The 26,448-nt window shown below is 66.8% G+C and carries 21 protein-coding genes and 1 pseudogene; 6 read left to right on the top strand and 16 right to left on the bottom strand.

Annotated features, from left to right (window positions below; translation table 11 throughout):
* The first annotated feature begins 37 nt into the window (after positions 1-37).
* Both IHQ52_RS12855 and IHQ52_RS12850 read left to right on the top strand, forming a co-directional pair.
* A complete protein-coding gene (locus IHQ52_RS12855; RefSeq protein ID WP_238063540.1) occupies positions 38-1,435 on the top strand; it encodes an amidohydrolase family protein in 1,398 nt (465 codons plus the stop codon).
* Positions 1,436-1,439: 4 nt separating this feature from the next.
* A complete protein-coding gene (locus tag IHQ52_RS12850) occupies positions 1,440-2,384 on the top strand; it encodes a putative antibiotic biosynthesis monooxygenase (RefSeq protein WP_024497905.1) in 945 nt (314 codons plus the stop codon).
* Position 2,385: 1 nt separating this feature from the next.
* Here the strand turns inward: IHQ52_RS12850 and IHQ52_RS12845 are convergent, their stop codons facing one another.
* A complete protein-coding gene (locus tag IHQ52_RS12845) occupies positions 2,386-2,793 on the bottom strand; it encodes a YchJ family protein (protein WP_024497904.1) in 408 nt (135 codons plus the stop codon).
* Between the two features lie 91 nt (positions 2,794-2,884).
* Between IHQ52_RS12845 and IHQ52_RS12840 the strand changes: the two genes are divergently transcribed.
* Positions 2,885-3,097 (top strand): dodecin, encoded by a 213-nt coding sequence (locus tag IHQ52_RS12840; RefSeq protein ID WP_024497903.1) that lies wholly within the window; start codon positions 2,885-2,887, stop codon positions 3,095-3,097.
* An 18-nt stretch (positions 3,098-3,115) separates the two neighbouring features.
* Here IHQ52_RS12840 and IHQ52_RS12835 read toward each other — a convergent pair.
* Positions 3,116-4,005, bottom strand: a pseudogene (locus tag IHQ52_RS12835) (alpha/beta fold hydrolase).
* Positions 4,006-4,080: 75 nt separating this feature from the next.
* On the opposite strand from IHQ52_RS12835, the gene IHQ52_RS12830 reads away from it, so the two are divergent.
* Positions 4,081-4,701 carry a TetR/AcrR family transcriptional regulator gene (locus tag IHQ52_RS12830; RefSeq protein ID WP_238063532.1) on the top strand — a complete coding sequence of 207 codons (621 nt, stop codon included), beginning with the start codon at positions 4,081-4,083 and terminating at the stop codon, positions 4,699-4,701.
* Here IHQ52_RS12830 and IHQ52_RS12825 read toward each other — a convergent pair.
* From IHQ52_RS12825 to IHQ52_RS12805, 5 genes are all read right to left on the bottom strand, one after another.
* Positions 4,675-5,349 (bottom strand): TetR/AcrR family transcriptional regulator, encoded by a 675-nt coding sequence (locus tag IHQ52_RS12825; protein ID WP_024497900.1) that lies wholly within the window; start codon positions 5,347-5,349, stop codon positions 4,675-4,677. The genes IHQ52_RS12830 and IHQ52_RS12825 overlap by 27 nt on opposite strands.
* A gap of 95 nt (positions 5,350-5,444) precedes the next feature.
* The gene (locus IHQ52_RS12820) at positions 5,445-6,590 is read right to left on the bottom strand and encodes an acyl-CoA dehydrogenase family protein (protein WP_238063530.1); all 1,146 of its coding nucleotides are present in this window, start codon (positions 6,588-6,590) and stop codon (positions 5,445-5,447) included.
* 22 nt (positions 6,591-6,612) lie between these two features.
* Entirely contained in the window at positions 6,613-8,289 is a 1,677-nt protein-coding gene (locus tag IHQ52_RS12815) for a class I adenylate-forming enzyme family protein (RefSeq protein ID WP_238063525.1), read from the bottom strand.
* A gap of 46 nt (positions 8,290-8,335) precedes the next feature.
* A complete protein-coding gene (locus tag IHQ52_RS12810) occupies positions 8,336-9,085 on the bottom strand; it encodes an SDR family NAD(P)-dependent oxidoreductase (RefSeq protein WP_238063518.1) in 750 nt (249 codons plus the stop codon).
* Positions 9,086-9,106: 21 nt separating this feature from the next.
* Positions 9,107-9,901, bottom strand: coding sequence for an enoyl-CoA hydratase-related protein (locus tag IHQ52_RS12805; protein WP_024497896.1), 795 nt, complete (start codon positions 9,899-9,901; stop codon positions 9,107-9,109).
* A gap of 232 nt (positions 9,902-10,133) precedes the next feature.
* Here IHQ52_RS12805 and IHQ52_RS12800 point away from each other — a divergent pair, with 232 nt between their 5' ends.
* The gene (locus tag IHQ52_RS12800) at positions 10,134-11,543 is read left to right on the top strand and encodes an ethanolamine ammonia-lyase subunit EutB (protein ID WP_238063516.1); all 1,410 of its coding nucleotides are present in this window, start codon (positions 10,134-10,136) and stop codon (positions 11,541-11,543) included.
* The gene (gene eutC / locus IHQ52_RS12795; protein WP_238063514.1) at positions 11,540-12,349 is read left to right on the top strand and encodes an ethanolamine ammonia-lyase subunit EutC; all 810 of its coding nucleotides are present in this window, start codon (positions 11,540-11,542) and stop codon (positions 12,347-12,349) included. Before IHQ52_RS12800 ends, eutC begins: the two co-directional genes overlap by 4 nt.
* 21 nt (positions 12,350-12,370) lie before the next feature.
* Here eutC and IHQ52_RS12790 read toward each other — a convergent pair whose 3' ends face one another.
* From IHQ52_RS12790 to gltB, 9 genes are all read right to left on the bottom strand, one after another.
* Complete coding sequence (locus IHQ52_RS12790) at positions 12,371-12,706, bottom strand: SHOCT domain-containing protein (RefSeq protein ID WP_238063512.1); 336 nt, start codon at positions 12,704-12,706, stop codon at positions 12,371-12,373.
* A 40-nt stretch (positions 12,707-12,746) separates the two neighbouring features.
* Positions 12,747-13,196 (bottom strand): DUF6325 family protein, encoded by a 450-nt coding sequence (locus tag IHQ52_RS12785; protein WP_238063510.1) that lies wholly within the window; start codon positions 13,194-13,196, stop codon positions 12,747-12,749.
* Positions 13,196-15,031, bottom strand: a complete 1,836-nt coding sequence (locus IHQ52_RS12780; protein WP_238063508.1) for an AMP-dependent synthetase/ligase — start codon at positions 15,029-15,031, stop codon at positions 13,196-13,198. Before IHQ52_RS12780 ends, IHQ52_RS12785 begins: the two co-directional genes overlap by 1 nt.
* 109 nt (positions 15,032-15,140) lie before the next feature.
* Entirely contained in the window at positions 15,141-17,120 is a 1,980-nt protein-coding gene (locus IHQ52_RS12775) for an ABC transporter ATP-binding protein/permease (RefSeq protein ID WP_238063505.1), read from the bottom strand.
* A gap of 189 nt (positions 17,121-17,309) precedes the next feature.
* On the bottom strand, positions 17,310-17,774 hold the full coding sequence (locus IHQ52_RS12770; protein ID WP_159405627.1) for a hypothetical protein: 465 nt from the start codon (positions 17,772-17,774) through the stop codon (positions 17,310-17,312).
* A gap of 10 nt (positions 17,775-17,784) precedes the next feature.
* On the bottom strand, positions 17,785-18,663 hold the full coding sequence (locus tag IHQ52_RS12765) for an acyl-CoA thioesterase (RefSeq protein WP_006437818.1): 879 nt from the start codon (positions 18,661-18,663) through the stop codon (positions 17,785-17,787).
* 52 nt (positions 18,664-18,715) lie between these two features.
* Positions 18,716-20,140, bottom strand: coding sequence for a pyruvate kinase (gene pyk, locus IHQ52_RS12760; protein ID WP_006437817.1), 1,425 nt, complete (start codon positions 20,138-20,140; stop codon positions 18,716-18,718).
* A 193-nt stretch (positions 20,141-20,333) separates the two neighbouring features.
* Positions 20,334-21,839, bottom strand: a complete 1,506-nt coding sequence (locus IHQ52_RS12755) for a glutamate synthase subunit beta (protein WP_024498864.1) — start codon at positions 21,837-21,839, stop codon at positions 20,334-20,336.
* Positions 21,832-26,403 (bottom strand): glutamate synthase large subunit, encoded by a 4,572-nt coding sequence (gltB, locus tag IHQ52_RS12750; protein WP_024498863.1) that lies wholly within the window; start codon positions 26,401-26,403, stop codon positions 21,832-21,834. The genes IHQ52_RS12755 and gltB overlap by 8 nt, the downstream gene beginning before the upstream one ends.
* Positions 26,404-26,448 lie beyond the last annotated feature (45 nt).

Genomic DNA, 26,448 nt, shown 5'->3' with positions numbered 1-26,448 from the left:
CATCACCTACAAGCTCACCCCGAACCGAGGAGCACCGATGACCGACCACGTCCATCACGGCCACATCTTCCACCTGGCCGGACGTCCGAAGATCACCGAGGCCGTCGACGCCTTGGTGTCGATCCCCGACGGCGCGCTCGTGATCGGGGATGACGGGAAGATCAAGTACGCGGGTGAACGGTCCGGGCTACCGACCGAATTCGCGTCGGCCGAGAAGCACGATCATCCCGGCGGGTACCTGATCCCCGGCTTCGTCGACACCCACATCCACTTCCCACAGACCTATGCGGGTGACTCCTACGGCGGCGGACAGCTTCTCGAATGGCTGAACCTCTGCATCTTCCCCTCCGAATCGAAGTTCGCCGATCCCGAGTTCGCCCAGGCCGCGGCGGTCGAGTTCACCAGACGCCGCGTCGCCGCCGGCACCACGGCGATGATGGTGTTCGGTTCGGCCTATCCCCACGCGCAGGATTCGCTGTTCACCGAGACCCGCAAGGCGGGTCTGCGCATCGTGGCCGGTCGCGGTATCCAAACCGTCGGCGGCGACACGGCCAAACCCCTCCTCACCTCCGAGGAGGAGGCGATCCGCCTGACGCGGGCGGAGATCGAGAAGTGGCACGCTGCCGACACCGGCGACTTCCGCACCGCGCTGCTGCATGTCGCGATCATCCCGCGATTCTCGTTGTCGGTGACCACCGAGACGTTGCGCAATCTCGGCGAACTCTACGACGAGTACCGCGATCTGGGCGTCTACGTCCACTCGCACCTCAACGAGAACAACCGTCCGGGCACGGGCGAGATCGACACCACCAAGGAGGTCTACCAGGTCGATTCGTACCTGGACACCTACGACGGCAAATTCCTCCCGGGTTCCCAGGTCGGGGGCAAGAGCCTTCTGGGTCCACGAACGATCCTGGCCCACAGTGTGCACTGCCAGGACGTCGAACTGGCCCGGATGGCCGAGACCGGTACGTCCATCTCCCACTGTCCCGTGTCGCAGCTGTTCCTGGGTTCGGGGACCATGCCGTGGAAGCGCACTGTCGCGTCGGGGGTGAACATCTCGGCGGGAACCGATTTCGGCGGCGGCGACGAGTGGCTCATCCCGCGGGTGCTCGGCGACGCGTTCAAGCAGCACATCACCGAACCAGGAGACGCGGGGGTGTCGATGCATCCCGCCGAGATGCTGTTCATCGGAACCCTCGGTGGCGCCCGTGCTCTGGACATGGAGGCCCGCTTCGGCAACTTCGACGAGGGCAAGGAAGCCGACTTCCTCGTCATCGAACCGGCTGACGCGCTCAAGGGAGTGCTCGAGAACGCGGTCCGCGCCGAGGACGACGACCTCGCCCGCGACCAGACACTGTTCGGACTTCTCATGGGGTTGCGTGAATCCTCGATCGCCGAGGTCCATGTGCAGGGCCGGCGAGTTTCCCTCTGATGCCGTGATCACGACCGTGTCGGTGTTCCACCCCGTCTCACAGACCGGGTTCGCCGACTGGGCCGCACTGCTCGCCGCGTCGGCGGCCGACAGCGAGGGCTGCCTGAGCGCGCGTGTCTCGACCGTCGCGGATGGCCGTTTCGAACCGGCGGTGGCCGCGACCTTCGTCGACGAGAAGGCCTGCGACCGCTGGGTCGACAGCCCCCGGCGGGCCGAGATCCTGCGGGACGGGCGTGTTCACGGTTGGATGGCATCGGCGCCGATGCTCGAACTGGTCGACGGCGTACCGCCCCCGCCCGGCGTCGGCGCCTTCCGCCACGACATCGTGTCGGGCAAGGTCGACGCTTTCATCGACGCGCAGCGCGACTTGACCGGCGCCGCAGGAGAATTCAGCGGTTACGAGGGCACGTCACTGTTCGTCGACGAGGACCGCGAGACGGCGTTGTCGGTGCTGCGGTTCCGTACCGACCGGCAACTCTCGGCGTGGGTGTCGTCTCGCGAACGCAGCGCCGCCCTCTCCGGACTGCGTTCGAGTCTGACCCACGACTTCGAGACGATGTCGAGCACCACCGCGTTCGGCACCACCGTGCGGAACGACCACGGCCGTATCCGCCAGACGCCGAACTGGAAGTCGGCGATGATGGTCCTGCTGGTGCTCTACCCGACGGTGATGGTCCTGTCCCGTTTCCTCGGGCCGGTTCTCGACCGCATCGGAGCCCAGCCGTGGCTGGCGTTGTGGCTGAGTCAGGTCGTGAGCGTCGGATTGATGCAGTGGTGGCTCATGCCGTGGGCGGCGAAACCGTTCCGCCGCTGGCTGGATCCGGTGGACGGCAACAGCCTCCGCAGCAATCTCGCCGGCGCCGGGGTGATCCTGCTGGTGTACGTCGGATGCCTGGCGATCTTCGCGAACGTCACCTGGCTCCAGTTCTGGGATTACGTGGACTCCTGAGTCAGCCGACGACACCGTCGAGGTAGACCCAGCGCCCGTCGTGTCGGGTGAAGCGACTGCGTTCGTGCAGCGTGCCACGCTCCGAGCCGGTCTTGTAGTACGCGGTGAAGGTGACCTCGCCCTCGGTGTCGAACGGCGATCCGCCGTTCGTCGATTCGATGTCGAGGCGGTACCACCGCATCGCATCGTCGAGTTCGAGATCGTCGGGACGCGTGTCGGGGTGCCAGCTGAGCAGCAGGTGATCTCGATCACCGAGGGCGAAAGCGGTGAAGCGCGATCTCATCAGCGCCTCGGCGGTCGGCGCGTCGCGCTCACCGGCGAGGATGGTCCCGCAGCATTCACCGAACGGCAAGCCGGACAGACACGGACACCGCGCGCCGGGATCACGGTTTGCCGATTCGATGTTCATTCCCCGCATCTTAGGCGTAGACAGAAACGAGGTCACCCATGAGGCGGTCCGGTCACCCATGGCCGGACCGGCGCCAACGGAGGGAGAATCGTTGTCCGACAACGTGTATCGAGTCATCGAGGTGGTCGGTTCAGCCGCGACCGGCACCGACGACGCCATCCGGAACGCGATCGCGCGTGCGTCGCAGACGGTCAATCATCTCGACTGGTTCGAGGTGACCGAGACCCGCGGACACCTCGAGGACGGCCAGATCGCACACTTCCAGGTCACCCTGAAGGTGGGCTTCAAGATCGAAGGTTCCTGACCCTCGCGGTCGACATGGCTATCCGCGGGACGCGGTCGCGGTGAGAAACGCGCCGATCTCGCGGGGGCGACGGCTTCCGGCTCGTCGAGCATCGACAGCACCGCCGCACCGGGGATCTCGGCATAGCGGCCACGCGGCGCCAGCTCGGCGAGCCGAGGGCCGTGCGCCGGCGGCATCACCCGGTTGTCGGGCGACCACAGCACGAGCACATCCCCGTCGAACCCCCTGAGCGCCTCCGTCTTTCGAACGAGCTCGGCGGGATCGAACGATGTGGTCGCGTATTTGGTGACGTCCCGCCGGATGCGCGGGTCGGCGAGGACGGGGTCGGTCCATCGGCGCATCCGCTCGTTGTCGACGGGCTTGTTGATCATCCAGCCCCAGAGAATGGGAAGTCGTCGCAGCCACCCGATCCGCAGCTGACGTGCGGCGAGGGTGATGCCCCCGGGCAGGCGCACGGCCAGCGTTGCCATCTTGCCGGGAAGTCCCGGCGGGAAGTTCTCGAAGGCCTCACACGGCAGGATCACCATGCGGGCGACACGCTCGTCGCGGCCGAGCGCGGTCAGGAACAATGAGCCGCCCCAATCGGAATGGACGAGGGTCACGTCGCGCAGGTCGAGGGCGTCGAGGACGTCGGCGACGAGACCCACCATCCCGTCCATCGAGAGATCCGCATCCTCGTGCAGCGGAATTCGGTGAGACCCGAGCGGGAGCACCGGCCGGATGTAGCGGAAACCCTTCGGCAACAACGGGATCACGTCGTCCCACACCGTGTGGTCCATGAGCAGGCCGTGCAGGAGGACCACCGGCGGCCCGGTTCCGTCCTCCGCGTACTCGACAGTGCCGGCCGGGGTCTCGATTCTCTTGACGGCGCCCGCCTGCGGGCTTCCCATCTGGTTGAGCTGGGTCATGTCACGCGCTCCTCACCTCGGCCGGGAGACCGCAACCGGCCTCTAGAACGATCACTCTAGAATATCTGCTCTAGAATGGCCAGGGTGAAGACCGACGAACGCATCGTGGTGGCGATGGCCGAGCTCCTCCGCAGGCAGGGCTATGCGGCGACCGGGATCAAACAGGTAGTCGAGACGGCCGACGCCCCCATCGGATCGATCTATCACCACTTCGGCGGTGGTAAGCGCGACGTCGCGGCCGCCGCTCTCCGGCAATCGGGCGCCGCCTACGGCGAGTTGATCGGCTTGCTACTCGCGCCGTACGACGACCCCGCGGAGGGAATCGAGGCGGCGTTCGTCGCCGCGGCGGGCACCATCGAGCAGGGTGGTTGGCTGAACATGTGCCCCGTCGGGACCGTCGCCGGCGAGGTCGCCGATGCCGAACCCGCCCTCCGAGAGGTCGCCGACGAGGTCATGTCCGCGTGGATCGACGCCGGCACCGCACTCTTCGCCGCGCGCGGACTGACCGACGCGGATGCCCGCTCGCTGATGTACGCGGTGGTCTCGGCACTCGAGGGCGCGTTCATCGTCGCCCGGACCCAGCGCTCCACCGATCCGATCCTCGCCGCGGGTCGCGCGATGGGCAGCTATGCGCGGGCACTCACCTCCCCGGTACGGGCAGGGGCACCCTCAGAGCCGGGCGAGATACGTCGGTAGGGCGTCCTCGACGACGAGGGACTGCAAGGCGAACCGAAGCTGGGCCGACACGTATCGGTCCAGGTCGTACCCGGGCGCGAAATGCCAGTGCTTGAGCGCCCATCCATGGGCGAGCATCATCAGGTCGAAGACCACGAGGTCGGCGTCGACGTCGACGATGAGTCCGGCTGCCGTCCCAGCGGTGACCGCCGCCCGCATCGGTGCGGAGGTCTCGACCTCGAGTTCCTTGATCCGCTCCCGTCCAGCGGCGTCGAGCGTCCGGCTCTCCCGATACGTCAGCACGACGGCGTCACGGTTCTCGTCGACGATGGTCGCGTACTGACGGAAACCCGCGATCAACTGCTCGACGGGATCGTCACCGGCGCGGTCCATGGCGGGCTGGAGCTGATCGCGGAAGGCCTCGAGGATGTCGACGATCGCGGCCAGCAGGATCTCTTCCTTGCCACCGAAGTACTTGTAGAACAGGCCGACGCTGACCTGGGCCTCCTCGGCGAGTGCCTGCATCGACATCTGGTGAAAACCGGTGCGTTGCATGACCTTCACGGCGGCGTCGAGCAGCTGCCGGCGGCGGGTGGAGACACGCACCGCGCGCACCGCTTCCTCGACGGCCAGGTCGGCCGACGACCTCGCCGTCGCAGATTTCGCCATCCCACTTACTTCCTTCTGATCCGTTCGTGCCTGTGTTCATCGAGACCGCCCCACGACCGCCTCGACGAATCAGCGCTGGAGTCACTCTACAAGTCCTATAGACCGAGGTCCTTGGCGACGATCGTCTTCATGATCTCGGTGGTGCCGCCGTAGATGGTCTGGATGCGGGCGTCGACGAACGCCCGCGACACCGGATACTCACGCATGTAGCCGTAGCCGCCGTGCAGTTGCAGGCACCGGTCGGCGGTGCGCACCTGCAGCTCGGTGGCCCACCATTTGAGTTTCGCGGCGCGGGCCGGCGTCAACCGACCGGCGATGTGTTCGGCGATGCAGTCGTCGAGGAACGTGCGGGCGATGTCGAGTTCGGTCGCCAGTTCGGCGGCGACGAACTGCGTGTTCTGGAACGACGAGATCGGCGACCCGAATGCCGTGCGCTCCTGCACGTACTCCAGGGTGCGCGCGAAAGTGCCCTCGGCAGCCGCAACAGCACCGATGGCCAGTGACAACCGCTCCTGCGGGAGGTTGCGGACGAGCTGATAGAAGCCTTCGCCCTCCCCGCCGAGACGGTTGGCCGCGGGGACGCGCATGTCCTCGAAGGACAGCTCACCGGTGTCCTGCGCGTGCAGTCCGATCTTGTCGAGTCGGCGGCCCCGGACGAACCCGGGCGTGTCCGCTTCGACGACGAGAAGCGTGAGCCCCCTGTGCTTCTCGGACCCCGTCCGGGTGGCGACGACGAAGAGGTCACCGTTGCGACCGTTGGAGATGAAAGTCTTCGCGCCGTTGACCACGTAGTGGTCGCCGTCGCGGACCGCCGAGGTGCGGATACCGGTCAGGTCGCTGCCCGCACCGGGTTCGGTCATCGCGATACCCAGCACGGTGTCGCCGCCGACGACCCCCGGCAGCCAGCGAGCCTTCTGCTCGTCGGTCGTCAGCTCCGTGAGGTACGGCAGTACGACATCGTTCTGCAACGAGAAGGCGATGGCCTCGGCGGCGGCACCGGTGCGCGCCACCTCGTCGATCAGGATGGCGTTGTACCGGAAGTCGTCGACGCCGGGACCACCGAACCGTTCGGGCACGGGGAAGCCCAGGAGTCCGTTCTTGCCCGCCTCGACGAAGAGGTCGCGATCCCATTGCCCGGCGTTCTCCCAGTCGGTGTGCACGGGGGTGATCTGTTCGGCCACAAAGCGTCTGACCGTCTCGCGAAAGTGCTTGTGTTCGAGGTCGTGCGTGAGTGAGGACATCGATTCTTCCGTTCGGGGTGAGTCAGCCGTGGACGCGGTCGGGGGCCGGTGCGCGGAACGCGCCGTCGGCCATCTCGCGCGCGGCGGACTCGGTGGCTTTGTAGTGCAACTTCTTCCCGGTCGCCGAGACGGGGAGCGACTCGACGATGCGATACGCGCGAGGACGTTTGAAGCTCGACAGCATCGGGTGCGAGCGACAGTAGGCGTCGAGGTCCTCCGGCGTCGGGGCCGCCCCGTCGGCGGGCACGACGTAGGCGACGACGAGACTTCCCCACTGTTCGTCCGGGACACCGACCACGAGCGAGTCGACCACGCCCGGATGGCCGTTCAGTGCTTCCTCGACCTGAACCGGGTGGACGTTCTCGCCGCCGGACAGCAGCATGTCGTCCTTACGACCGACGATGGTGACGAACTCATCGGCGTCCCAGGTGGCCAGATCACCGATGTGCAGCCAGCTGCCGTTGTACTTGGCCTTCTCCTGCCGGGGGGAGTCGTAGTAGGCGGCCGCGCATTTCGGCGACCGGATGATGACCTCACCGACTTCCGCACCATCGTGTGCGACGACCTCGTCCGGGCTCGCCAGATGCCCGTCGTCGTGGACCCGGACCACGCGGACGTCGTCGTCGATGCACGCGCGTCCGGCAGTTCCGGCGTGTTCGGGGAGATCGTCGGGTCGCAGAAAGGTGTTCCAGAATCCCTCGGTGCTGCCGTAGCCGTTGAAGATCCGCGGGGTGAGCACCTGCTGGTAACGCAGTGCCGCCTCGCGTTCGAGCGGTGCCCCCATCGTGACGATGCCGCGCAGACTGGAGAGATCGCGCGGGTTCGCCGACTGCGCGCCGGCAAGCATCGCCAGGTTGGTCGGCGCACCGATGAGAAAGGTCAATCGATATCTCTCCACCCAGTCGAGGGTCAGCTCGGGATCGAAGGTGCGCATCGGGACGACCGTGGAACCAAGGTAGAACGACGGATTGGGACCGGCGCAGTAGAGTCCGCCGCGATGGAACCACGGCGTCATGTTCAGTGTCCGGTCGTCCGGGGACAGCGGGAAGTGCATGATCACGTCGTGCGCCGAGAAGATCTCGATGGCCGAGTTCATCGGCACCGCCTTGGGCATGCCGGTCGTACCCGAGGTGTACAGCCGAGTGGTCTCGTCGAAGACGCCGCGCGACACCGTCGGCGGCACACCGCGGGCGACGGGGAGGTCGGCGAAGCGGATCGACCCGGCGACGAGGTCTCCCTCTCCGACGCCCACCAGTACTTCGGGAGTGTGCCCGGCAAGCGAGATGGCCTCGTCGACCGTGGCGCTGAGACTGGTGTCGTAGACGTAGACCTTCGGCCGGCTGATGTCGAGGATGACGGCCGTCTCCCCCGCCGCGAGCCGGAAGTTCACCGGGGATCCGACCGCTCCGGCCGCCTGGGTCGCCAGGTAGAGCTGCGCGAACTCCGGGCCGTTCAGCAACTGATAGCCCACCACGGCGCCGTCGGTCACCCCGCGATCGGCGAGACCGGCCGCGAGTTCGTCCACCGCCGAACCGAGTTCGGCGTATGTCCACTGCCGTTCGGCGAGGGGGTCGATCATCGCCACCTCGCCGCCGTAGCGGGCGACGTTGCGGCGGAAACCGTTCAGATAGGTGAACTCGTGCTCGAAGAAACTGCGGTACGCGTGCGCGTCGTAGACGTAACTCGTGTCTGAGGTCATGTCGGTTCCCTGACTCATCTCGGTCCGGAGGGGTGGCGGCGGCCGGTCAACCGGCCATGGTGAGACCGCCGCTGACGCTGATCACCTGACCGGTGATGAACGACGCCGCGGGTGAGGCGAAGAACAGGACCGGTGCGGCGACCTCGTCGGGACGTGCGAGTCGCCGGAACGGGATCGCCTTCACCAGAGCTTCTTTCAGCTTCTCGGGTTGCGCCTGGAACAGCGGGGTGTCGGTGGGTCCGGGGCAGACCGCGTTGACGGTGATCTGATACCGGGCCATCTCGCGTGCGAGCGACTTCGAGAGGGCGATGACGCCGCCCTTCGCGCCGGCGTAGATCGTCTCACCCGCCGAACCGACCCGCCCGGCGTCGGAGGCCAGGTTGATCACGCGGCCACCCCGCCAGCCGTCGGACTTCGACGCCTCCACCATGCCGGGCAGGAACGCGCTGGCCATGTGCACGGGGCCGAGGTAATTGATGGCCACCACTTTCTCGGCGAATTCGGTGGTGGCGTTCAGGAACTGATCGGTGCGGTCCCAGCCGGCGGCATTGACGAGGATGTCGGGGACACCCACCTCCGCCTGCACCGCGTCCCGCAGCTCGTCGACCTTCGCACGGTCGGCAACATCGACGACCATCGGCACGATGGAACCCGCCTCTCCCGCGGTGCGCTTGGCGGCATCGAGATCGAGATCGGCGGCGACCACGGTGGTCCCCTCGGCCGCGAAGCCCAAGGCGATCGCCTTCCCGATGCCTGATCCGGCGCCCGTCACGACGGCGATACTGTTGGAGCTCATTGGTTTCGGTGTCCTTCCGAATCAGATGGCGGCGAACTTGTTGAATTCGGGCATGCGCTTCTCGGCGAAGGCCCGCGCACCCTCGGCACCTTCTTCGGTGTGGTGGGTGAACAGGTCGAGGGCGCTCATCGCGAGATTGGACAGACCGGCCTGGTGGTCGGTATCGGCGTTGAAGCTCTGCTTGAGGAAGCGCAGTGTGGTGGGCGACTTCTCGGCGATCTCGGCGGCGATCTTCTTCGCCTCGTCGAGCAGATCGGCCGCCGGGACGACCCAGTTCACCAGTCCCCACCGTTCGGCGGTCTCGGCGTCGTACTGGCGGCACAGGTACCAGATCTCGCGGGCACGCTTCTCCCCCACGACGCGGGCCAGGAACGCCGAACCGAATCCGGCGTCGAAGGACCCGACCTTGGGCCCGGACTGACCGAAGCGTGCCGTGTCGGCTGCGATGGTGAGGTCGCACAGCACGTGCAGGACGTGTCCGCCGCCGATGGCGAGTCCGTTGACCGCGGCGATGACCGGCTTCGGGATGTCGCGAATGGTCTTGTGCAGGTTGCCGATCTCGAACATGCCGCTCTCGCTGGGCCCGTAATCGCCGGTCTCCGCACGCTGTTTCACGTCACCACCGGTGCAGAACGCCTTCTCCCCGGCTCCGGTCAGGATCACCGTCTGGACTCCGTTGTCGGCCCAGGCACGACGGAAGGCGTTGATCATCTCCTCGACCGTCTTGGCCCGGAAGGCGTTGTACCGATGCGGCCGGTTCATCGTGATGATCGCGGTGGGGCCCTCGACCGTGTAGTCGATGTCTTCGTAATCCATCTTGATCTCCTTCTGCTGGGAATCGCCTCCAGGCACATCCATATGGGCGTGTCTGCAGTGGTCAGCGATGATTTCTTGCTCGAGCGGAGCCCCGCTGTGAACATCTATTCCGGTACGAGTGAACGTACATTCATTCATCTGGATGTGTCAAGGGTCACTCCGTTGCCGGCGTCAGTGCAGGTGGTTCGTTCGTCATGCGCGGCGGATCGGCCGAACCTAGACTTCGGGGACCATGAGATTCACCCAGACCATCTCCGGCACGTCCTATGAGTTCGACGGCCTCGTCGAACTCATGGCGAAGGCCACCCCGCGCCGCTCGGGTGACGAATTGGCCGGTTGCGCCGCCACGTCCGACGCCGAACGTGCCGCTGCGGCATGGCAATTGGCCGACGTTCCCCTGTCATCTTTTCTCGAGGATCTCCTGGTCCCCTACGAGTCGGACGAGGTCACCCGACTCATCGTCGACACGCACGATCGCGCAGCCTTCACCGAGATCTCACACCTGACCGTCGGCGGGTTCCGCGACTGGCTGCTCGAGATCTCCACCCGCTCCGACGCGGCCGAACGCATCGCACGCATCTCCCCCGCCGTGACGCCGGAGATGGCGGCCGCCACGTCGAAGATCATGCGCAACCAGGACCTCATCCTGGTGGCATCGGCCATTCGGGTGACCTCGGCGTTCCGGACCACCATCGGGCTCCCGGGCCGCATCGCCACCCGCCTGCAGCCCAACCATCCCACCGACGATCCGCGCGGGATCGCCGCAGCCACCCTCGATGGTCTGCTGATGGGCTGCGGCGACGCGGTGATCGGGATCAACCCGGCGTCGGACTCACCGCAGGCGACCACCGACCTGCTCCACATGCTGGACGAGATCCGTCAACGCTTCGAGATCCCGATGCAGTCCTGCGTGCTCTCGCACGTCACCACCACGGTCGACCTGATCGGTCAGGGCGTCCCCGTGGACCTCGTGTTCCAGTCGATCGCCGGGACCGAAGGAGCCAATGCGGGATTCGGTGTGAATCTCTCGATCCTGCGTGAGGCCAACGAGGCCGGCCGGTCCCTGCGCCGCGGCACGGTCGGCGACAACGTCATGTATCTGGAGACCGGACAGGGATCCGCGCTGTCGGCGGGCGCGCACCTCGGCACCGGTGGCAAAGCCGTCGACCAGCAGACCCTCGAGACGAGGGCCTACGCGGTCGCGCGCGCCCTGGACCCGTTGCTGATCAACACCGTCGTCGGATTCATCGGCCCCGAATACCTCTTCGACGGCAAGCAGATCATCCGCGCGGGACTCGAAGACCACTTCTGCGGGAAGCTCCTCGGACTCCCGATGGGCGTCGACGTCTGCTACACCAACCATGCCGAGGCCGACCAGGACGACATGGACACGCTGCTGACACTACTCGGCGTCGCCGGAGCGGCCTTCGTCATCGCGGTGCCCGGCGCCGACGACGTCATGCTCGGCTACCAGAGCCTGGCCTTCCACGACGCGTTGTACGTGCGACAGGCACTCGGATTACGTCCCGCACCCGAATTCGAGGCGTGGCTCGCCCGACTCGGGATGTGCGACGCCGACGGCCGAATCCTGCCGGTCGATCCGGCGACTTCGCCCCTCCTGCCGTTGGCGGCCGGCCGATGAGCACATCGGAGCAGTCACAGCCGGCGGAACTCGCCGACGGCGACGACATCTGGGCGTCGATGCGTCGAACCACGCAGGCGCGCATCGGTCTGGGGCGTGCCGGTAACTCGCTGCCGTCACGTCGCGTCCTGGAGTTCCAAGCCGCACACGCAGCAGCACGGGATGCCGTCCACGAACCCCTCGACGCCGACGCCATCGCCGAGTCGCTCGCCGAACTCGGCCTCGGTCGTCCGGTCATCGTCACGAGCCGGGCCTCGGACCGCGGCGAGTATCTGCGCAGACCCGACCTCGGCCGGACACCCGAGGACCTGTCGGCGCTCACCGAATCCGCCACCGACATCGGCATCGTCATCGCGGATGGCCTGTCCCCGCGCGCGGTCGCCGGTCACGGACACGGTCTGGTGGCCGCACTCGTCGATGCCCTCGACGGCCGCTACACGATGGCGCCGCCGGTGATCGCCACGCAGGCGCGCGTCGCGCTCGGCGACCACATCGGCGAGGCCCTCGGTGTGACGACCCTCATCGTGATCATCGGTGAGCGACCGGGACTCTCGGTTGCCGACAGCCTCGGCATCTACCTGACCCATCTACCCCGGCCCGGACGCACCGACGCCGACCGCAACTGCATCTCCAACATCCACCCGCCGGACGGATTGCACTACGACGTCGCCGCGCGGATCACCGCGGCCCTCGTCGACGGCGCCCGGAGACTCGGCCGATCAGGGGTGGCTCTCAAGGACACCTCACGTCCGGGCGCACAGGAGAACATCGGCGACGCAGACGATCTCACCATCGAGACCTCGTGATCCCGCGATCGCTCCCCGCCCTCACATCCCGAGGATCTTCGCCTTCTGCGCGGCGAACTCCGCCTCCGTGAGGATGCCCTGCTGGTAGAGCGCACCGAGTTCCTTCAGCGCCGCGATCGTGTCCATACCGGTCGACTGCGCGGGCGGTTGCGGTGGTTGCGGCGGTGGCGGTGATTCGGGATACGGCGTCGGGGCGTACTGCGGTTCGGGATATCGCTGCGCACTCGGGTCCTGCTGGGTGACAGTCCCCTGTTGCGCCCAGCGGCTAGCCTGACGCCGCGACACCCGGTTGCTCACCGCGGTGGCGGTCCCGGAGATGACGGCCGTGCGCGCGACCCCGCGGATCAGACCTGGCATGACACTGTTCCTCTCTGACCCGTCAGGGCTGTCGAGACGATCACGATCGCTCGATCGCGTCGAGCGATTCGAGGAGCGCGTCGACCGGAATCCGGCCCGATGCGACCACGCGCCCACCGTTGTTGCGCAACGCCGTGGCGAACGGAGCGGCCCACAGGTTCTCCCACACGAGAACCGCTGCACTGGAACCCGGTTCGATCGCAGTGGCCGCCTCGGCGATGTCGGTCTCATCGAGAATCGACGTCGCCGCTCCGTCGAAGATCGCGAACTCCACACCCAGTTCCCCGATCTCGACCTCGGCGACGGCTCCGTCGGCCCCCTTGGTCAGGAAGACGATGTCGATGAGACGCACGATCCCGCGGTCGATCAGGTCCATCAGGTAGGGCAACGCCTCACCGGTGGGTTCTCGCCCGGCCCATTCGACGACGACGTAGTCGACCGGACCCAGTTCACGATCAGGGGCCTGATCACGATCGGCGGCGGCGGTCATTACCGCAGATCCACTACGGCGTCACCCGGCTGCGGTTCGTACAGGGCACCGATCTCGGCCGCGTACTTCGTGGCGATCGGAGCGCGGCGCAGCTTCATCGTCGGTGTCAGTTCATCCCCGCCCGGATCCCACGTGACGGGGACGATGGTGAACCGCTTGACCTGCTCCACGCGGGACAGCCTTTTGTTGGCAGTACGAATGGCGGTCGAGACCTCGTCCACGACCTCGGGATGCACGGACAGTTCGGTGAGGTCGGCGTCGGGCAGATTCAGCTTCTCGGCGCGCGCCGCCACGACCTCCGGGTCGAGCACGACCAGCGCGGAGACATACGGCTTCGCATCGCCGATCGCGGCCACCTGACTGATCAACGACGACGCCGCCTTCATCGCGTTCTCGATATTGGTGGGCGACATGTTCTTTCCGGACTCGTTGATGATGAGTTCCTTCTTACGGTCGATGATGATGACGTTGCCGTCGTCGTCGATCTTCGCGATGTCACCGGTCGACAACCAACCGTCGGCGTCGATCGCCTCCGCCGTCTTCTCGGGTTGGCCCCGGTATCCGCGCATCACCACGGGGCCGCGGACGAACAGCTCACCGTCGTCGGCGAGTCTGACCTCCATGCCACGTATCGGTGGGCCGACGGTGCCGATCTTGAGGTTGTCGGGCGTGGTCATCGTCGACACACCGGTGGTCTCCGACATCCCCCACACCTCGAGAATCGGGATTCCCAAGCCCAGGAAGAACTTCAGCACCTCTGGTGGGATCGCTGCGGCACCCGAGCCGGCGAACTTGATCTGGTCCAGTCCGAGCGCGGCACGCACCTTGTGCAGCACCAACCGGTCGGCGAGGCCACGCTGAGCCCTGGCGAGGACACCCAGCCCCTTGCCGTCGATCTGTGCCTGAACACCGGCTGCTCCCACGCCGAAGGCCCAACCGGCGAGCACTCTCTTCACCGGACTGGACTCCTCGGCGACCTTCGCCTCGACGCCGGCACGGATCTTCTGCCACACCCGCGGGACCCCGAAGATGAACGTCGGATGCACTTCGGGCAACGCCGCGGCGATCTCGCGCGGGTCCGACACCGTGGTGATCTGCATGCCGCGCATGATGTTCGCCGCATGCGACGACACCCGGTCGGCGATGTGCGCGGCCGGCAGGTAGGAGATCGAGCGGTCGTCGAACCCCACGTCGACCTTCTCCGCCAGCGCGGCCATCTCCGCGACGATGTTGCGGTGGGTGATCTCGACGCCTTTCGGCGGTCCCGTGGTCCCGGACGTGTAGATCAGGGTCGCCAGATCTTCGGGTTCCACCGCCCGCCACGAAGCGGTGAAATCGAACCCATCGGGCGGCGGTGTGCGTGCGACGTCGTCGAGCGAGATCGCGTCGGCGGCCACCCCATCGACGACGATGATGCGTTCGACGGCGGTGTTCGCCGATGTGATCACCGGCAGGAACTTCTGCTCGGTGATCACCACCGAGTTCTCGGCGTTGCCGAACAAGTACTCGATCTGGTCGGACGAGCTCGTGTTGTAGATCGAGAACGGGACCGCACCCAGGTGCACTGCCGCGGTGTCGACCAAGTGGAACTCCGGCCGATTGGTCAGCATGAGACCGATGGTGTCGCCGTGCCCGATGCCGAGCGCCGCGAGTCCACCGGCGATGGCCTCGACCCCGGTGGCGTACTCCGCCCAGGTGATCTGCCGACCGCCGCCGGCGGTACGGATGGCCACGGCGTCCGGACGGACCGTGACCGTCTGCTGGAACGCAGCAGGCACCGTCGACACGTCGACGCCGGTCTCATGGGGAAAGGTGATCAGGTCTGGAGCGCTCATCTGGTCCTCCAATCGCCAGTGCGACGGCTGTGCTGCACATCACACTAGCGAGGGCGACCGTGGCGAGGACCGATTCACGCCAAACGGTGACCAGATCGAAAACTGCAGGTCAAGACTGTTTGTCTAGCGAAAGACTCGAGTCGACCGGCGACAACGTCCACGCCCCTCCACCGATCAGTTCCAGCACTTCGGTGTGGTGCTGGTCGGTGGTGCTCCGGTGGCTGACCGACACCAGGATCGTCTCCGGGAGCTCGGTCCGGATCAGTTGGTACAGCGCGTATTCGAGGCCCTCGTCGACCGCCGAGGTCGCCTCGTCCATGAACACCGCCTGCGGCTTCGTCAGCAGGATGCGAGCGAACGCGACGCGCTGCTGCTCGCCCGGCGAGAGCACTTTGGCCCAGTCCTCCTCATCGTGCAGACGGTCGACGAGATGCGGCAGGAACACCTTCTCCAGGGCCCGCTTGATGGTGTCGTCGCCGACGTCGTCGGGAAGCGCCGGATAGGCGACCGCGGTCCTCAGATCACCCAGCGGGATGTAGGGCATCTGCGAGAGGAACAGGGTGTGGTCACCCGGCGGACGGGCGAACTCGCCGTCGATGAACGGCCACAGGCCGGCCAGTCCCCGCAGGAGAGTGGTCTTGCCCGAACCCGAACGGCCCTTGATGACCAGCGCGTCACCGGGATCGAGAGAGACGTTGAGTGCGCGGATCAGCTCATCGCCGCTCGGGGTGTTCACATCGATGTCGGCGAGACGCACTGCGCGTTCCCGATCCGTGGTCGTGATCTCGGGCATGGATCGCGACTTGACGTCGGCGTCGGCCAGCCCGTCGAGACGGATGATCGACGCGCGCAGACCGGTGAAGTCGTCATACGCGGTCCGGAAGAAGGAGAGTGCGTCGTGCATCTCGCCGAAGGCCGACGCCGTCTGCTGCATGTCGCCGAGCTTGATCTGGCCGTCGAAGAACCGCGGGATCTGCACCAGATACGGGAACACCACCGCGAGCTGGCTGACGCTGAAGTTCCAGCCGACGAAGGCCATCCGGACATGGACGATCTGCCAGTAGTTCCTGATGACGGCCGCGAACCGGGACATCAGTCCGGAGTGTTCGACCCGTTCTCCGCGATAGAACGCGATGTTCTCCGCACTGTCGCGGACCCGGACGAGCGCGTAGCGGAAATTCGCGGTGAGCCGCTCGTTCCAGAAGTTGAGACGGATGAGCGGTCGACCGATGGCGAACGCCACGACGCTCGTCACCAGCACGTACACGAAAACCAGCCACATCATCATCCGTGGGATCTCGACACCGAGGAGCGTCACCGGCCCCGACAGATCCCAGAGGATCTTCGAGAAGGACACGATCGAGGCGATCGCCGTGAGCACACCGTTGGTCGACGAACCGCCACCGCCCCAGAGCAACGACGATCCGACGGACGCGACGTTGGTGATGTCGGCCTGGATGCGCTGGTCGGGGTTGTCGACACCGGGATGGATGTCGGTCGGCCTGCTCGAGGGCTCCGGTGTGCGGCGGAACCACCTGCGCCGCATGAGTCCCGCACTGAGGTCGACGAAGCGATTGCGGTAGAAGGCGCGTCCGTTCATCCAGTCCGCCGATGCCCCGGCGGTCATCCAGCGGCGGAGGTTGATCTCGAATGCGGCCCCGACGTAGATCTCGATCATGGTGCGCACCACGTGGAGCGACGCGAGGATCGCGAACACCATCATGGAATGCCAGAACGCGTCCTTGCCGGCCTGAAGCAGGTCGGCACCCTGCGGACCGCCTGCCAATCCCTCGGCCGCGGTCTGCAGGCCGGTGAAGAGGTCATTGCTGAAGTACGAGAACAGCACCGTCACCCGCACACCCATCAGTGCGAGCAGGGTGAGCGCCGCGGCCAGCCCCCAGGCCCGCAGTCGCGTGCCGGGCTCGGTGAAGAATCCGCCGATGACGCGCCACAGCGGCCTGCCCCAACGACTGAAGCGGGCGAGCAGGAATCCGATGACGAGAATCGACGCCGCGGAGATCCCGAATGCGATGGCCAGCCACTTCAGGCTGGCCCACACCTCGTTGCCCCAGTCGATGCTGTACTCCACGCACACTCCCTTACCGTCGGACGTCGCAGCCGGGAACGCCGGGCGACATCGCGGCCCGTCTGCACGCGGAGCGTCGAAGATGCAGTCGACACAACGGGTCCGGGCCCAACAATGATCCGGCGCAGTTTAACCCGGCGTTCACCGGCTGTCCGGACAACTGCGGCCCATGTCGCGACGGGTCGGCGGAACTCAGGCGAGGGACCGGAGCACCGCACCCTGTTGGAGGGCGGACGTGGAGACCGGTTGCGAGAAACGATCGCCGACCCGGACGACGTAGCCGGCGTCGGTGAACGTCACGCCATCGACCTCGAAGGTCAGTTGGCACCCCTCGTCCGCGCGCAGGAAGCGGTCGAGCGAGGTGACGGCGACCTCACCGCCGGCGGCGTCGTAGATCGCGACCTGCGCGCCGCGGACGATGCGTCCGCCGTCGGGCAGCGCCGCGACTTCCGTTGCGCAATCGGCGACGACGCCGCCCTTCGCCGTGAACGTCGGGGTGGTCAGGAGTCCGACCAGCAGGGCGCCGATCGCAACGGCGGCGAACAGCACCATCGCAATCGTGGTCCCGACGATGACCGGTCGACGCGTCCTGCGCTGCCAGGTCCGGCGTGGGAGGGGCGGGCCGGGATCGAGCCACATCTCCTGGGCTGCAGTCATTTCGAAGGATTCACTTCTTGGGCGGGAAGTACTTGATCAACGCTTCCTGCACGACCGACGTCGCGAGGGTGCCGTCCCGCATCCAGAATCGTCCCGACCCCATGCCGCGCGAACCCGTCGCCACCGGCGAACGCGTCGCGTACAGCAACCAGTCGTCGAAACGGAACTCGCGATGGAACCACATCGAGTGGTTCACGGTCGCCGCGAACAGCCGGTCGATGCCCCACGACAGTCCGTGAGTGGTGATGATGGAGTCGAGGACCGTGGTGTCGGAGGCGTAACACATTGCGGCGACGTGCATCACGGGGTCATCGGGCATCACGCCGTCGGCCTTCATCCACACCCGGTTGTCGGTGAGCTTGTGCCCGGCCTCCTTGGCCTTCCAGCTCGGATCATTCGCGAAGCGGATGTCGACCGGATGCAGGGCGTTCACGAAGGTGGCGATCCGGTCCTCGAATCCCTTGAAATGCTCTCCGAGAGTGGGCAATTCCTCCGGGTAGGGCACCTGCGGAATCTCCACCGCGTGCTCGAGTCCGGCGGCATTGTCCTGGAAGGCCACCAGCATCGTGAAGATCTCTTCGCCGTTCTGCTTGGCGGTGACCTGACGATTGGCGAAGGACTTGCCGTCGCGGAACCGGTCGACGTGGTACTCCATCGGTTTGGTGACGTCGCCGCCGCGGATGAAGTGTGCGTGCAACGCATGGATCGGCGGGTTGCCGCGCGTCAGGCTGCGGGATGCGGCCACCACTCCCTGCCCGAGGAGCTGCCCGCCGAAGGTGCGTGCGGTGACCTGCTCCGGGTGGTGTCCGATGAACACGTCCTCGTCGCGGCGTTCCACGTCGAGCAGTGCGAGCAGCTTGCCGAGATCCCCGGTCTGTTCCACGGTCATGGCCTTCACCCTAGTGACAGACCCGGGACCTCGGTGTCGGTGGTCGTGCTTGTCAGTGGTCCTGCTCGCCGATGCGGTGGACGTGGATGAGGTTGGTGGAGCCGACGGTGCCGGGCGGGGCGCCGGCCACGATGACCACCACGTCACCCTCGGATAGTCGGCCGATGCGCAGCAACTGATGGTCGACCTGGTCGATCATGTGGTCGGTGGTGTCGACGTTGTTGACGATGAACGTCTCCGTGCCCCAGCTCAGTGCGAGCTGACTCCGTACCTCCTGCGTCGGCGTGAAGGCCAGCAGCGGCAGCCGCGAATGCAGCCGGGCGAGGCGCCGGACGGTGTCGCCGGACTGGGTGAACGCGACGAGTGCCTTCACCTCGAGGCGTTCGCCGATGTCGCGGGCTGCGTACGAGATGACGCCGCGCTTGGTCCGGGGCACATGCGACAGCGGCGGCACGTCACGCGGACCGGACTCGACGGCCCGGCAGATGCGGTCCATCGTGCGGACGGTTTCGAGCGGGTACTTCCCCACCGAGGTCTCGCCGGAGAGCATCACCGCGTCCGCACCGTCGAGGACGGCGTTGGCCACGTCGGACGCCTCGGCGCGGGTGGGTCGCGAGTTCTCGATCATCGAGTCGAGCATCTGGGTCGCGACGATCACCGGCTTGGCGTTCTCACGGGCCATCTGGATGGCCCGCTTCTGCACGAGCGGCACCTGCTCGAGCGGCAGTTCGACGCCGAGGTCGCCGCGGGCGACCATGATGGCGTCGAAGGCCAGGACGATGGCCTCGAGGTTCTCGATGGCCTCCGGCTTCTCCAGCTTCGCGATGACCGGCACCCGGCGGCCCACCCGATCCATGACCTCGTGGACGAGTTCGATGTCGGACGGGCTGCGCACGAACGACAGCGCGATCATGTCGACACCGAGACCGAGTGCGAACTCGAGGTCCGCGATGTCCTTCTCGGACAACGCGGGCACCGAAACGCTCATACCCGGCAGCGACAGACCCTTGTTGTTGCTGACCGGACCGCCCTCGGTGACGGTGCAGACCACATCGTTGCCGTCGATCGACGAGACCGTCAGTCCGACCTTGCCGTCGTCGACGAGGAGCCGGTCGCCCGGGCTCGCATCCTCCGACAGCTGCTTGTAGGTGGTGGAAACGCGATCGTGGGTGCCCTCGACATCGTCGACGGTGATCCGGATCTCCTCACCCGTCTCCCAGACGGTCGCCCCGTCGCAGCCGTCGAAACGACCGAGCCGGATCTTGGGTCCCTGCAGGTCGGCGAGGATGCCGACGGCCTTCTCCGCCGCATCGGAGGCCTTGCGGACGCGCGCGTAGACGGCAGCATGGTCCTCGTGCTTGCCGTGGCTGAAGTTCATCCGGGCCACATCCATACCGCTGGCGACGAGTTCCTTGAGGCGTTCGTCGCTGGAAGTGGCCGGACCCATGGTGCAGACAATCTTGGTTCGCCGAGTCACACCAACACCTTAGTCCCGTCGGTGGAGCATCTCCACGCGCCGTCACAGACGTCATCCAGTGGTCACGTGGTGTTGTCGCTGGTGACGGTGAACTACCTCTCGGTACGGGTTTCGCGTCACACGCGCCGCCCGCGCGTGTTCTCCCCACCCGCCGTCTCGGTCGGCGACCGCGATGGTCCGTCGGCTCCGCTCGTCAGCGCACGGAGAGCGGCAGGGCCGCGGGCCGGACCGGAGAGGGTAGGTCGGATTCACCGACGAGGTACTCGTCCACCGCCCGCGCCGTCGACCGGCCCTCGGCAATCGCCCACACCACCAGCGATGCACCGCGATGCGCGTCCCCACACACGAAAACGCCGGGAGCGTCTGTCTGCCAATCACTTCCGCACGAGATGGCGCCCCTCTTGTTGGGTTCGATCGCCAGTCCCGACAGCAGTTCGCCGCGCTCCACACCGGCGAAGCCGATCGCGAAAAGCGCCAGCTCACAGGGGATCTCGAACTCCTCCCCGACCGGTTTGATCTCGCGTCGACCGTCGGCGTCTCGTCGTACCTCGACCTCCGCGAGGACCATGGTGGTGACGTTGCCCTCCTCGTCGCCGAGGAAACGCTGGACGGCCACCTGGTACCTGCGTTCACCGCCCTCGGCGTGCGCACTGGAGGTCCGCATGACCAGCGGCCAGGTCGGCCACGGCGAGCGCGTGTCGTCGCGTTCGTCGGGGAGTTCGGGGTTGTAGTCGAGCTGGACCACCGAGGCCGCGCCCTGCCGGTGGGCGGTGCCCAGGCAGTCCGCGCCGGTGTCGCCGCCGCCGATGATGACGACGTGCTTGCCGGCCGCGGTGATCGGCGACGGGCCGTCGCCCTCGCACTCCCGGTTGGCGGGCACGAGATGTTCCATCGCCAGGTGGACCCCGTTGAGCTCGCGACCGGGCACCGGGTTGTCGCGGGCCTGCATCGCGCCGATGGCCAGGACGACGGCGTCGTGTCGCGCCTGCAGGTCGCCGACGGACAGATCGGTGCCGACATCGCAGCTGGTGACGAACTCCGTTCCCTCGGCGCGCATCTGGGCGATACGACGATCGATGTCGGACTTCTGCAGCTTGTACTCGGGGATGCCGTAGCGCAGCAATCCGCCGAGCCGGTCGTCGCGTTCGTAGACGGTCACGTCATGCCCGGCACGCGTGAGCTGTTGCGCCGCAGCGAGTCCGGCCGGACCGGAACCGACCACCCCCACCGACTTCCCGGTCTTGGACGCCGGCGGTTCGGGTCCGATGACGCCCTCCGCCCACGACTCGTAGGCGATGGTCTTCTCGATGCGTTTGATGGTGACGCTGCCGCCGGTCGCGGACTCGGAGATCGACAGGACACAGGCGGCCTCACACGGCGCCGGGCACACCGTCCCGGTGAACTCGGGAAAGTTGTTGGTGGCGTGGAGCCGGCTGCTCGCCGCATCCCAGCGGCCGCGTCGGACGAGGTCGTTCCACTCCGGGATCAGGTTGCCCAACGGGCAACCCGCGGAACCGGAGTGGCAGAACGGGATACCGCAGTCCATGCAGCGGCGCGCCTGAGTACTGACCTCCTCGAGCACCTTCAGAGGGTTGTCGGCGTGGACGTAGACATCGTCCCAGTCCTGGACGCGCTCGGCGACCGGACGGTACTTCGCTTCTTTCTTCGGGACTTCCAGGAACCCGCGCGGATCAGCCACGTGCCGCCTCCATGATCGCTGAATCGACGTCGCGTCCCTCGGCCTCGGCCATCCTGGCCGCGTCGAGCACGCGCTTGTAATCGGTGGGCATCACCTTCGTGAACGCCAGGCAGCGGCGGGGCCAGTCCGCCAGGATCGAGGCGCCCATCGCCGACCCCGTCAGGTCGGTGTGTCTGGCGACGGCCTCCTTGAGCCATGCCAGATCGTCGGGGTCCGGGCGCATGAGCTTGACCATCGCCATGTTCACCTTGGTCCGGTCGAGGTCGTGCACGTAGGCGATACCACCCGACATCCCCGCCGCCAGGTTGCGTCCCGTCGGTCCGAGGATCACCACGCGCCCGCCGGTCATGTACTCGCACGCGTGGTCGCCGACACCCTCGACCACCGCGGTCGCACCCGAGTTTCGAACCGAGAAACGTTCGCCCACACGGCCTCTCAGGTACACCTCACCCGAGGTCGCGCCGTAGAGGATGGTGTTGCCGGCGATGACCTGGTCCTCGGCCACGAACCACGAGTCGGGATGCGGGGCGACGACGATCTTGCCGCCGCACAGCCCCTTCCCGACGTAGTCGTTGGTGTCACCGGTGAGTTTGATCGTCACGCCGGGCGGCAGGAACGCGCCCAGCGACTGGCCGGCCGAACCCTCCAGCTTCACCACGATCGTGTCCTCAGCCAGGCCCTCGGCGCCATAGCGTCGCGTGACCTCGGCCCCGAGCAGGGTGCCCACGGTCCGGTTGACGTTGCGCACCGGCAGTTCGAGCGTGACCGGGTGGGCGTCCTCCAGCGCACCCTCGGCGAGCTGGATGAGCGTCTGGTCCAGTGCACGGTCGAGTGCGTGGTACTGCTCCCGCACCCGACGGCTCGGACCCTTGTCCTCCACCTTGCGGAAGATCGGGGACAGATCGAGTCCCTTCGACTTCCAATGCGCGACCGCGGCGTCGGTGTGCAGACGCTGCGACTGCCCGATGGCCTCGTCGAGGGTCCGGTACCCCAGCTGCGCCAGATACTTCCGCACGTCCTCGGCGATGAAGCGGAAGAAGTTGACCAGGTGATCGACCTGGCCGGTGAACCGCGACCGCAGCTGCGGGTTCTGGGTGGCGACACCCACGGGGCACGTGTCGAGATGACAGACGCGCATCATGATGCACCCGGCCACGATCAGTGGCGCGGTCGAGAAGCCGTACTCCTCGGCGCCGAGCAACGCCGCCATGATGACGTCTCGGCCGGTACGCAGTGCACCGTCACACTGGACGGTGATCCGGTCGCGAAGTCCGTTGAGCATCAACGTCTGCTGGGCGTCGGCGAGTCCGATCTCCCACGGGGTGCCGGCATGCTTGAGCGAGGTCAGCGGCGACGCACCGGTACCGCCGTCGTGTCCGGAGATCAGCACGACGTCGGCATGCGCTTTCGATACGCCCGTCGCGACCGTCCCCACGCCCACCGCGCTGACCAACTTGACGTGGATGCGCGCTTCGGAGTTGGCGTTCTTCAGATCGTGGATCAGCTGGGCGAGGTCCTCGATCGAGTAGATGTCGTGGTGCGGCGGCGGCGAGATCAACGCGACACCCGGCGTCGAATGCCGCGTCTTGGCGATCCACGGGTACACCTTGTACGCCGGAAGCTGACCGCCCTCACCGGGTTTCGCACCCTGGGCCATCTTGATCTGGATGTCGGTCGCGTTGATCAGGTAGTCGCTGGTGACACCGAACCGCCCGGACGCGACCTGCTTGACCGCACTGCGACGTTCCGGGTCGTACAGGCGGTCGACGTCCTCGCCGCCCTCACCCGAGTTGGACCGGCCGCCGATCCTGTTCATCGCCATCGCGATGGTCTCGTGGGCCTCGGCAGAGATCGAGCCGTAGCTCATGGCACCGGTGTTGAAGCGCTTCAGGATCTCCTCGACCGGTTCCACCTCCTCGATCGGGATCGGTTCGCGCGCATCGAGATCGAATTCGAAGAGACCGCGGAGCGTGCCGCCTTCGCGCGACAGCCGGTCGACCTCGTCGGAGTACTTCTGGAAGATCTCGGCCCGCCCGGTCTTGGTGGCGTGCTGCAGCAGGAAGACGGTTTCCGGGGTGAACAGGTGCAGTTCGCCGTCCCGGCGGTACTGGTACTCGCCGCCGGAGTCGAGTCGGCGGTAGACCTGCTCGGTGGGATTCTCCGGGAAGGCGCGGTGATGACGTATGCGCACCTCCTCGGCCAGTTCGTCGAGTCCCACGCCCTCGATGCGCGACACCGTGCGGGTGAAGTATTCGCGCACCACCTCCGACGACAGGCCCACGGCCTCGAAAGCCTGTGCGGCGGTGTAGGAGCTGATCGTGGAGATACCCATCTTGCTCATCACCTTCAGCACACCCTTGCCGAGCGCCTCGAGGTAGTTGCGGATCGCCTTCGACGGGGTGACGCCGGTCAGTTCACCCTCGGCGATGAGGTCCTCGATCGTCTCGAGCGCCAGGTACGGGTTGACCGCGGCCGCCCCGAAACCGATGAGCGTCGCGATGTGGTGGACCTCACGGGCGTCGCCGGATTCGACGACCAGTGCGACCCGGGTTCGCTCCTTGGTGCGCACCAGATGGTGGTGGACGGCCGAGGTGGCCAACAGCGACGGGATCGGCGCGTGGTCGGAGTCGGTGAGGCGATCCGAGATGACGAGGGTGGTGTGTCCCTCGGCGATCGCCTGGCTCGCCCGCTGACGCAGATCCTCCAGCGCGGCCGCGAGGCCGGCTCCGCCCTCGGCCACCTCGTACAGCGCACGGAGCAGCTTGGCCGACGACCCCGGATGATCGCCGTCGTCGTTGATGTGGACCAGCTTGGCGAGGTCGGTGTTGTCGAGGACCGGCCAGTGCAGCATGATCTGGCGGCACGACGCGGCGCTGGGATTCAGCAGGTTCTGCTCAGGACCCATCACGCGGCCCATCGAGGTGACGATCTCTTCGCGGATCGCGTCCAGCGGCGGGTTGGTGACCTGCGCGAACAGTTCGACGAAGTAGTCGTAGAGCAGCCGCGAGCGCTGTGACAGGACCGCGACCGGGGTGTCGGTGCCCATCGAGCCGAGCGGTTCGTACCCCGACGCCGCCATCGGCGTGAGCAGCACGCGCAGGTCCTCTTCGGTGTATCCGAAGGACAGCTGCCGGCGGACGACGGTGTCGTGGTTGGGCTGGAAGACCGGGCGTTCGGGCAGCGTGGCGATGTCCACGAGCCCGGCGTGCAACCACTCGTCGTATGCCTCGGCGTTCATCAGCTCGCCCTTGATCTCCTCGTCCGGGATGATCCGCCCCTGGGCCGTGTCGACGAGGAACATGCGGCCCGGCTCGAGGCGCCCCTTGCTGATGACATCGTCGACCGGGACGTCGAGGACACCCGCCTCGGAGGCGAGGATGATCCGGCCGTCGCGGGTCTGCCACCATCGCCCGGGGCGCAGGCCGTTGCGGTCGAGGACCGCGCCGACGACGGTGCCGTCGGTGAAGGTCACGCACGCCGGCCCGTCCCAGGCCTCCATCAGCGACGCGTTGAACTGCAGGAACGCGCGGCGCTTGGGATCCATGTCGGGGACGTTCTCCCACGCTTCGGGGACCATCATCATGACCGCGTGGGGCACGCTGCGACCGCCGAGATGCAACAGTTCGAGCACCTCGTCGAGCGAGGCCGAGTCCGAGGCCTCGGGAGTGCAGATCGGGAAGGCACGCTTGAGGTCGCCGGGGATGAGATCGGTCTCGAGCAGGGCCTCACGGGCGCGCATGCGGTTACGGTTGCCGCGCACCGTGTTGATCTCGCCGTTGTGCGCGACGAACCGGAACGGATGCGCGAGGGGCCACGACGGGAACGTGTTCGTCGAGAACCGCGAATGGACGATCGCGATGGCGCTCTGGCACCGGTCGTCGCGCAGATCCGCGTAGTACAGCGGCAACTGCATCGTGGTGAGCATGCCCTTGTAGACCATGGTGCGGCTCGACAGCGACGGGAAGTACAGGCCGGTACCCGTCTCCTCGACCTCCGGCGTGACCCGCTCGGCCTGCTTGCGGAACGGGTAGATGAAGCGGTCGAGGGCCACGCCGCCGATGCGTTCATCACCCGGTTCGGGATCGACCGTGACGAAGATCTGCATCATGTACGGCATGCACGCGACGGCGGTCCCGCCGATGTCGGCGTGTTCGTGGTCGACGGGCACATCACGCCAGCCGAGGACCGTGATTCCTTCGTCGGCGGCGAGCGCCTCGACCCGCGCGATCGCCCGCTGTCGCAGGTCCGGGTCCATCGGCAGGAAGCACGTGCCCGCCGCGTAGGTGTGGGAGCCGTCGGCGGCCGGCGCGGGAAGATCGAAGTCGGCGGTGGCACGCAGCAATTCGTCGGGCAGTTGGATCAGGATCCCGGCGCCGTCACCGCTGTTGGTCTCGGCTCCGGCGGCCCCGCGGTGCTCGAGGTTCTCCAGTGCCAGAAGACCGTCGGCGACGATCGAATGCGAACGCCGGCCGTGGATGTCGGTGACCATCGCGACGCCACACGAGTCGACTTCGGCCTCCGGGTCGTACAGGCCCTGCTTGGCCGGGAGCGCGGAAAACAGCATCACTACCTCCACTCGATCCGAAACGGATCGCTGCTGAGTGTCCAC

Origin of the sequence: Gordonia amicalis, assembly GCF_022059885.1 — a bacterium.
GTDB lineage: Bacteria > Actinomycetota > Actinomycetes > Mycobacteriales > Mycobacteriaceae > Gordonia > Gordonia amicalis.
Note: the sequence above shows the minus strand (reverse complement) of the source record. Positions and strands in the feature narration are given on the sequence as shown.

What these genes read in the sequence shown, in the direction of transcription:
- IHQ52_RS12855 (WP_238063540.1), top strand. Translation starts at nt 38, where the DNA reads ATGACCGACCACGTCCATCACGGCCACATCTTCCACCTGGCCGGACGT.
- IHQ52_RS12845 (WP_024497904.1), bottom strand. Translation starts at nt 2,793, where the DNA reads ATGAACATCGAATCGGCAAACCGTGATCCCGGCGCGCGGTGTCCGTGT.
- IHQ52_RS12830 (WP_238063532.1), top strand. Translation starts at nt 4,081, where the DNA reads ATGGCCAGGGTGAAGACCGACGAACGCATCGTGGTGGCGATGGCCGAG.
- IHQ52_RS12825 (WP_024497900.1), bottom strand. Translation starts at nt 5,349, where the DNA reads ATGGCGAAATCTGCGACGGCGAGGTCGTCGGCCGACCTGGCCGTCGAG.
- IHQ52_RS12820 (WP_238063530.1), bottom strand. Translation starts at nt 6,590, where the DNA reads ATGTCCTCACTCACGCACGACCTCGAACACAAGCACTTTCGCGAGACG.
- IHQ52_RS12815 (WP_238063525.1), bottom strand. Translation starts at nt 8,289, where the DNA reads ATGACCTCAGACACGAGTTACGTCTACGACGCGCACGCGTACCGCAGT.
- IHQ52_RS12810 (WP_238063518.1), bottom strand. Translation starts at nt 9,085, where the DNA reads ATGAGCTCCAACAGTATCGCCGTCGTGACGGGCGCCGGATCAGGCATC.
- IHQ52_RS12805 (WP_024497896.1), bottom strand. Translation starts at nt 9,901, where the DNA reads ATGGATTACGAAGACATCGACTACACGGTCGAGGGCCCCACCGCGATC.
- IHQ52_RS12800 (WP_238063516.1), top strand. Translation starts at nt 10,134, where the DNA reads ATGAGATTCACCCAGACCATCTCCGGCACGTCCTATGAGTTCGACGGC.
- eutC (WP_238063514.1), top strand. Translation starts at nt 11,540, where the DNA reads ATGAGCACATCGGAGCAGTCACAGCCGGCGGAACTCGCCGACGGCGAC.
- IHQ52_RS12790 (WP_238063512.1), bottom strand. Translation starts at nt 12,706, where the DNA reads ATGCCAGGTCTGATCCGCGGGGTCGCGCGCACGGCCGTCATCTCCGGG.
- IHQ52_RS12785 (WP_238063510.1), bottom strand. Translation starts at nt 13,196, where the DNA reads ATGACCGCCGCCGCCGATCGTGATCAGGCCCCTGATCGTGAACTGGGT.
- IHQ52_RS12780 (WP_238063508.1), bottom strand. Translation starts at nt 15,031, where the DNA reads ATGAGCGCTCCAGACCTGATCACCTTTCCCCATGAGACCGGCGTCGAC.
- IHQ52_RS12770 (WP_159405627.1), bottom strand. Translation starts at nt 17,774, where the DNA reads ATGACTGCAGCCCAGGAGATGTGGCTCGATCCCGGCCCGCCCCTCCCA.
- IHQ52_RS12765 (WP_006437818.1), bottom strand. Translation starts at nt 18,663, where the DNA reads ATGACCGTGGAACAGACCGGGGATCTCGGCAAGCTGCTCGCACTGCTC.
- gltB (WP_024498863.1), bottom strand. Translation starts at nt 26,403, where the DNA reads ATGCTGTTTTCCGCGCTCCCGGCCAAGCAGGGCCTGTACGACCCGGAG.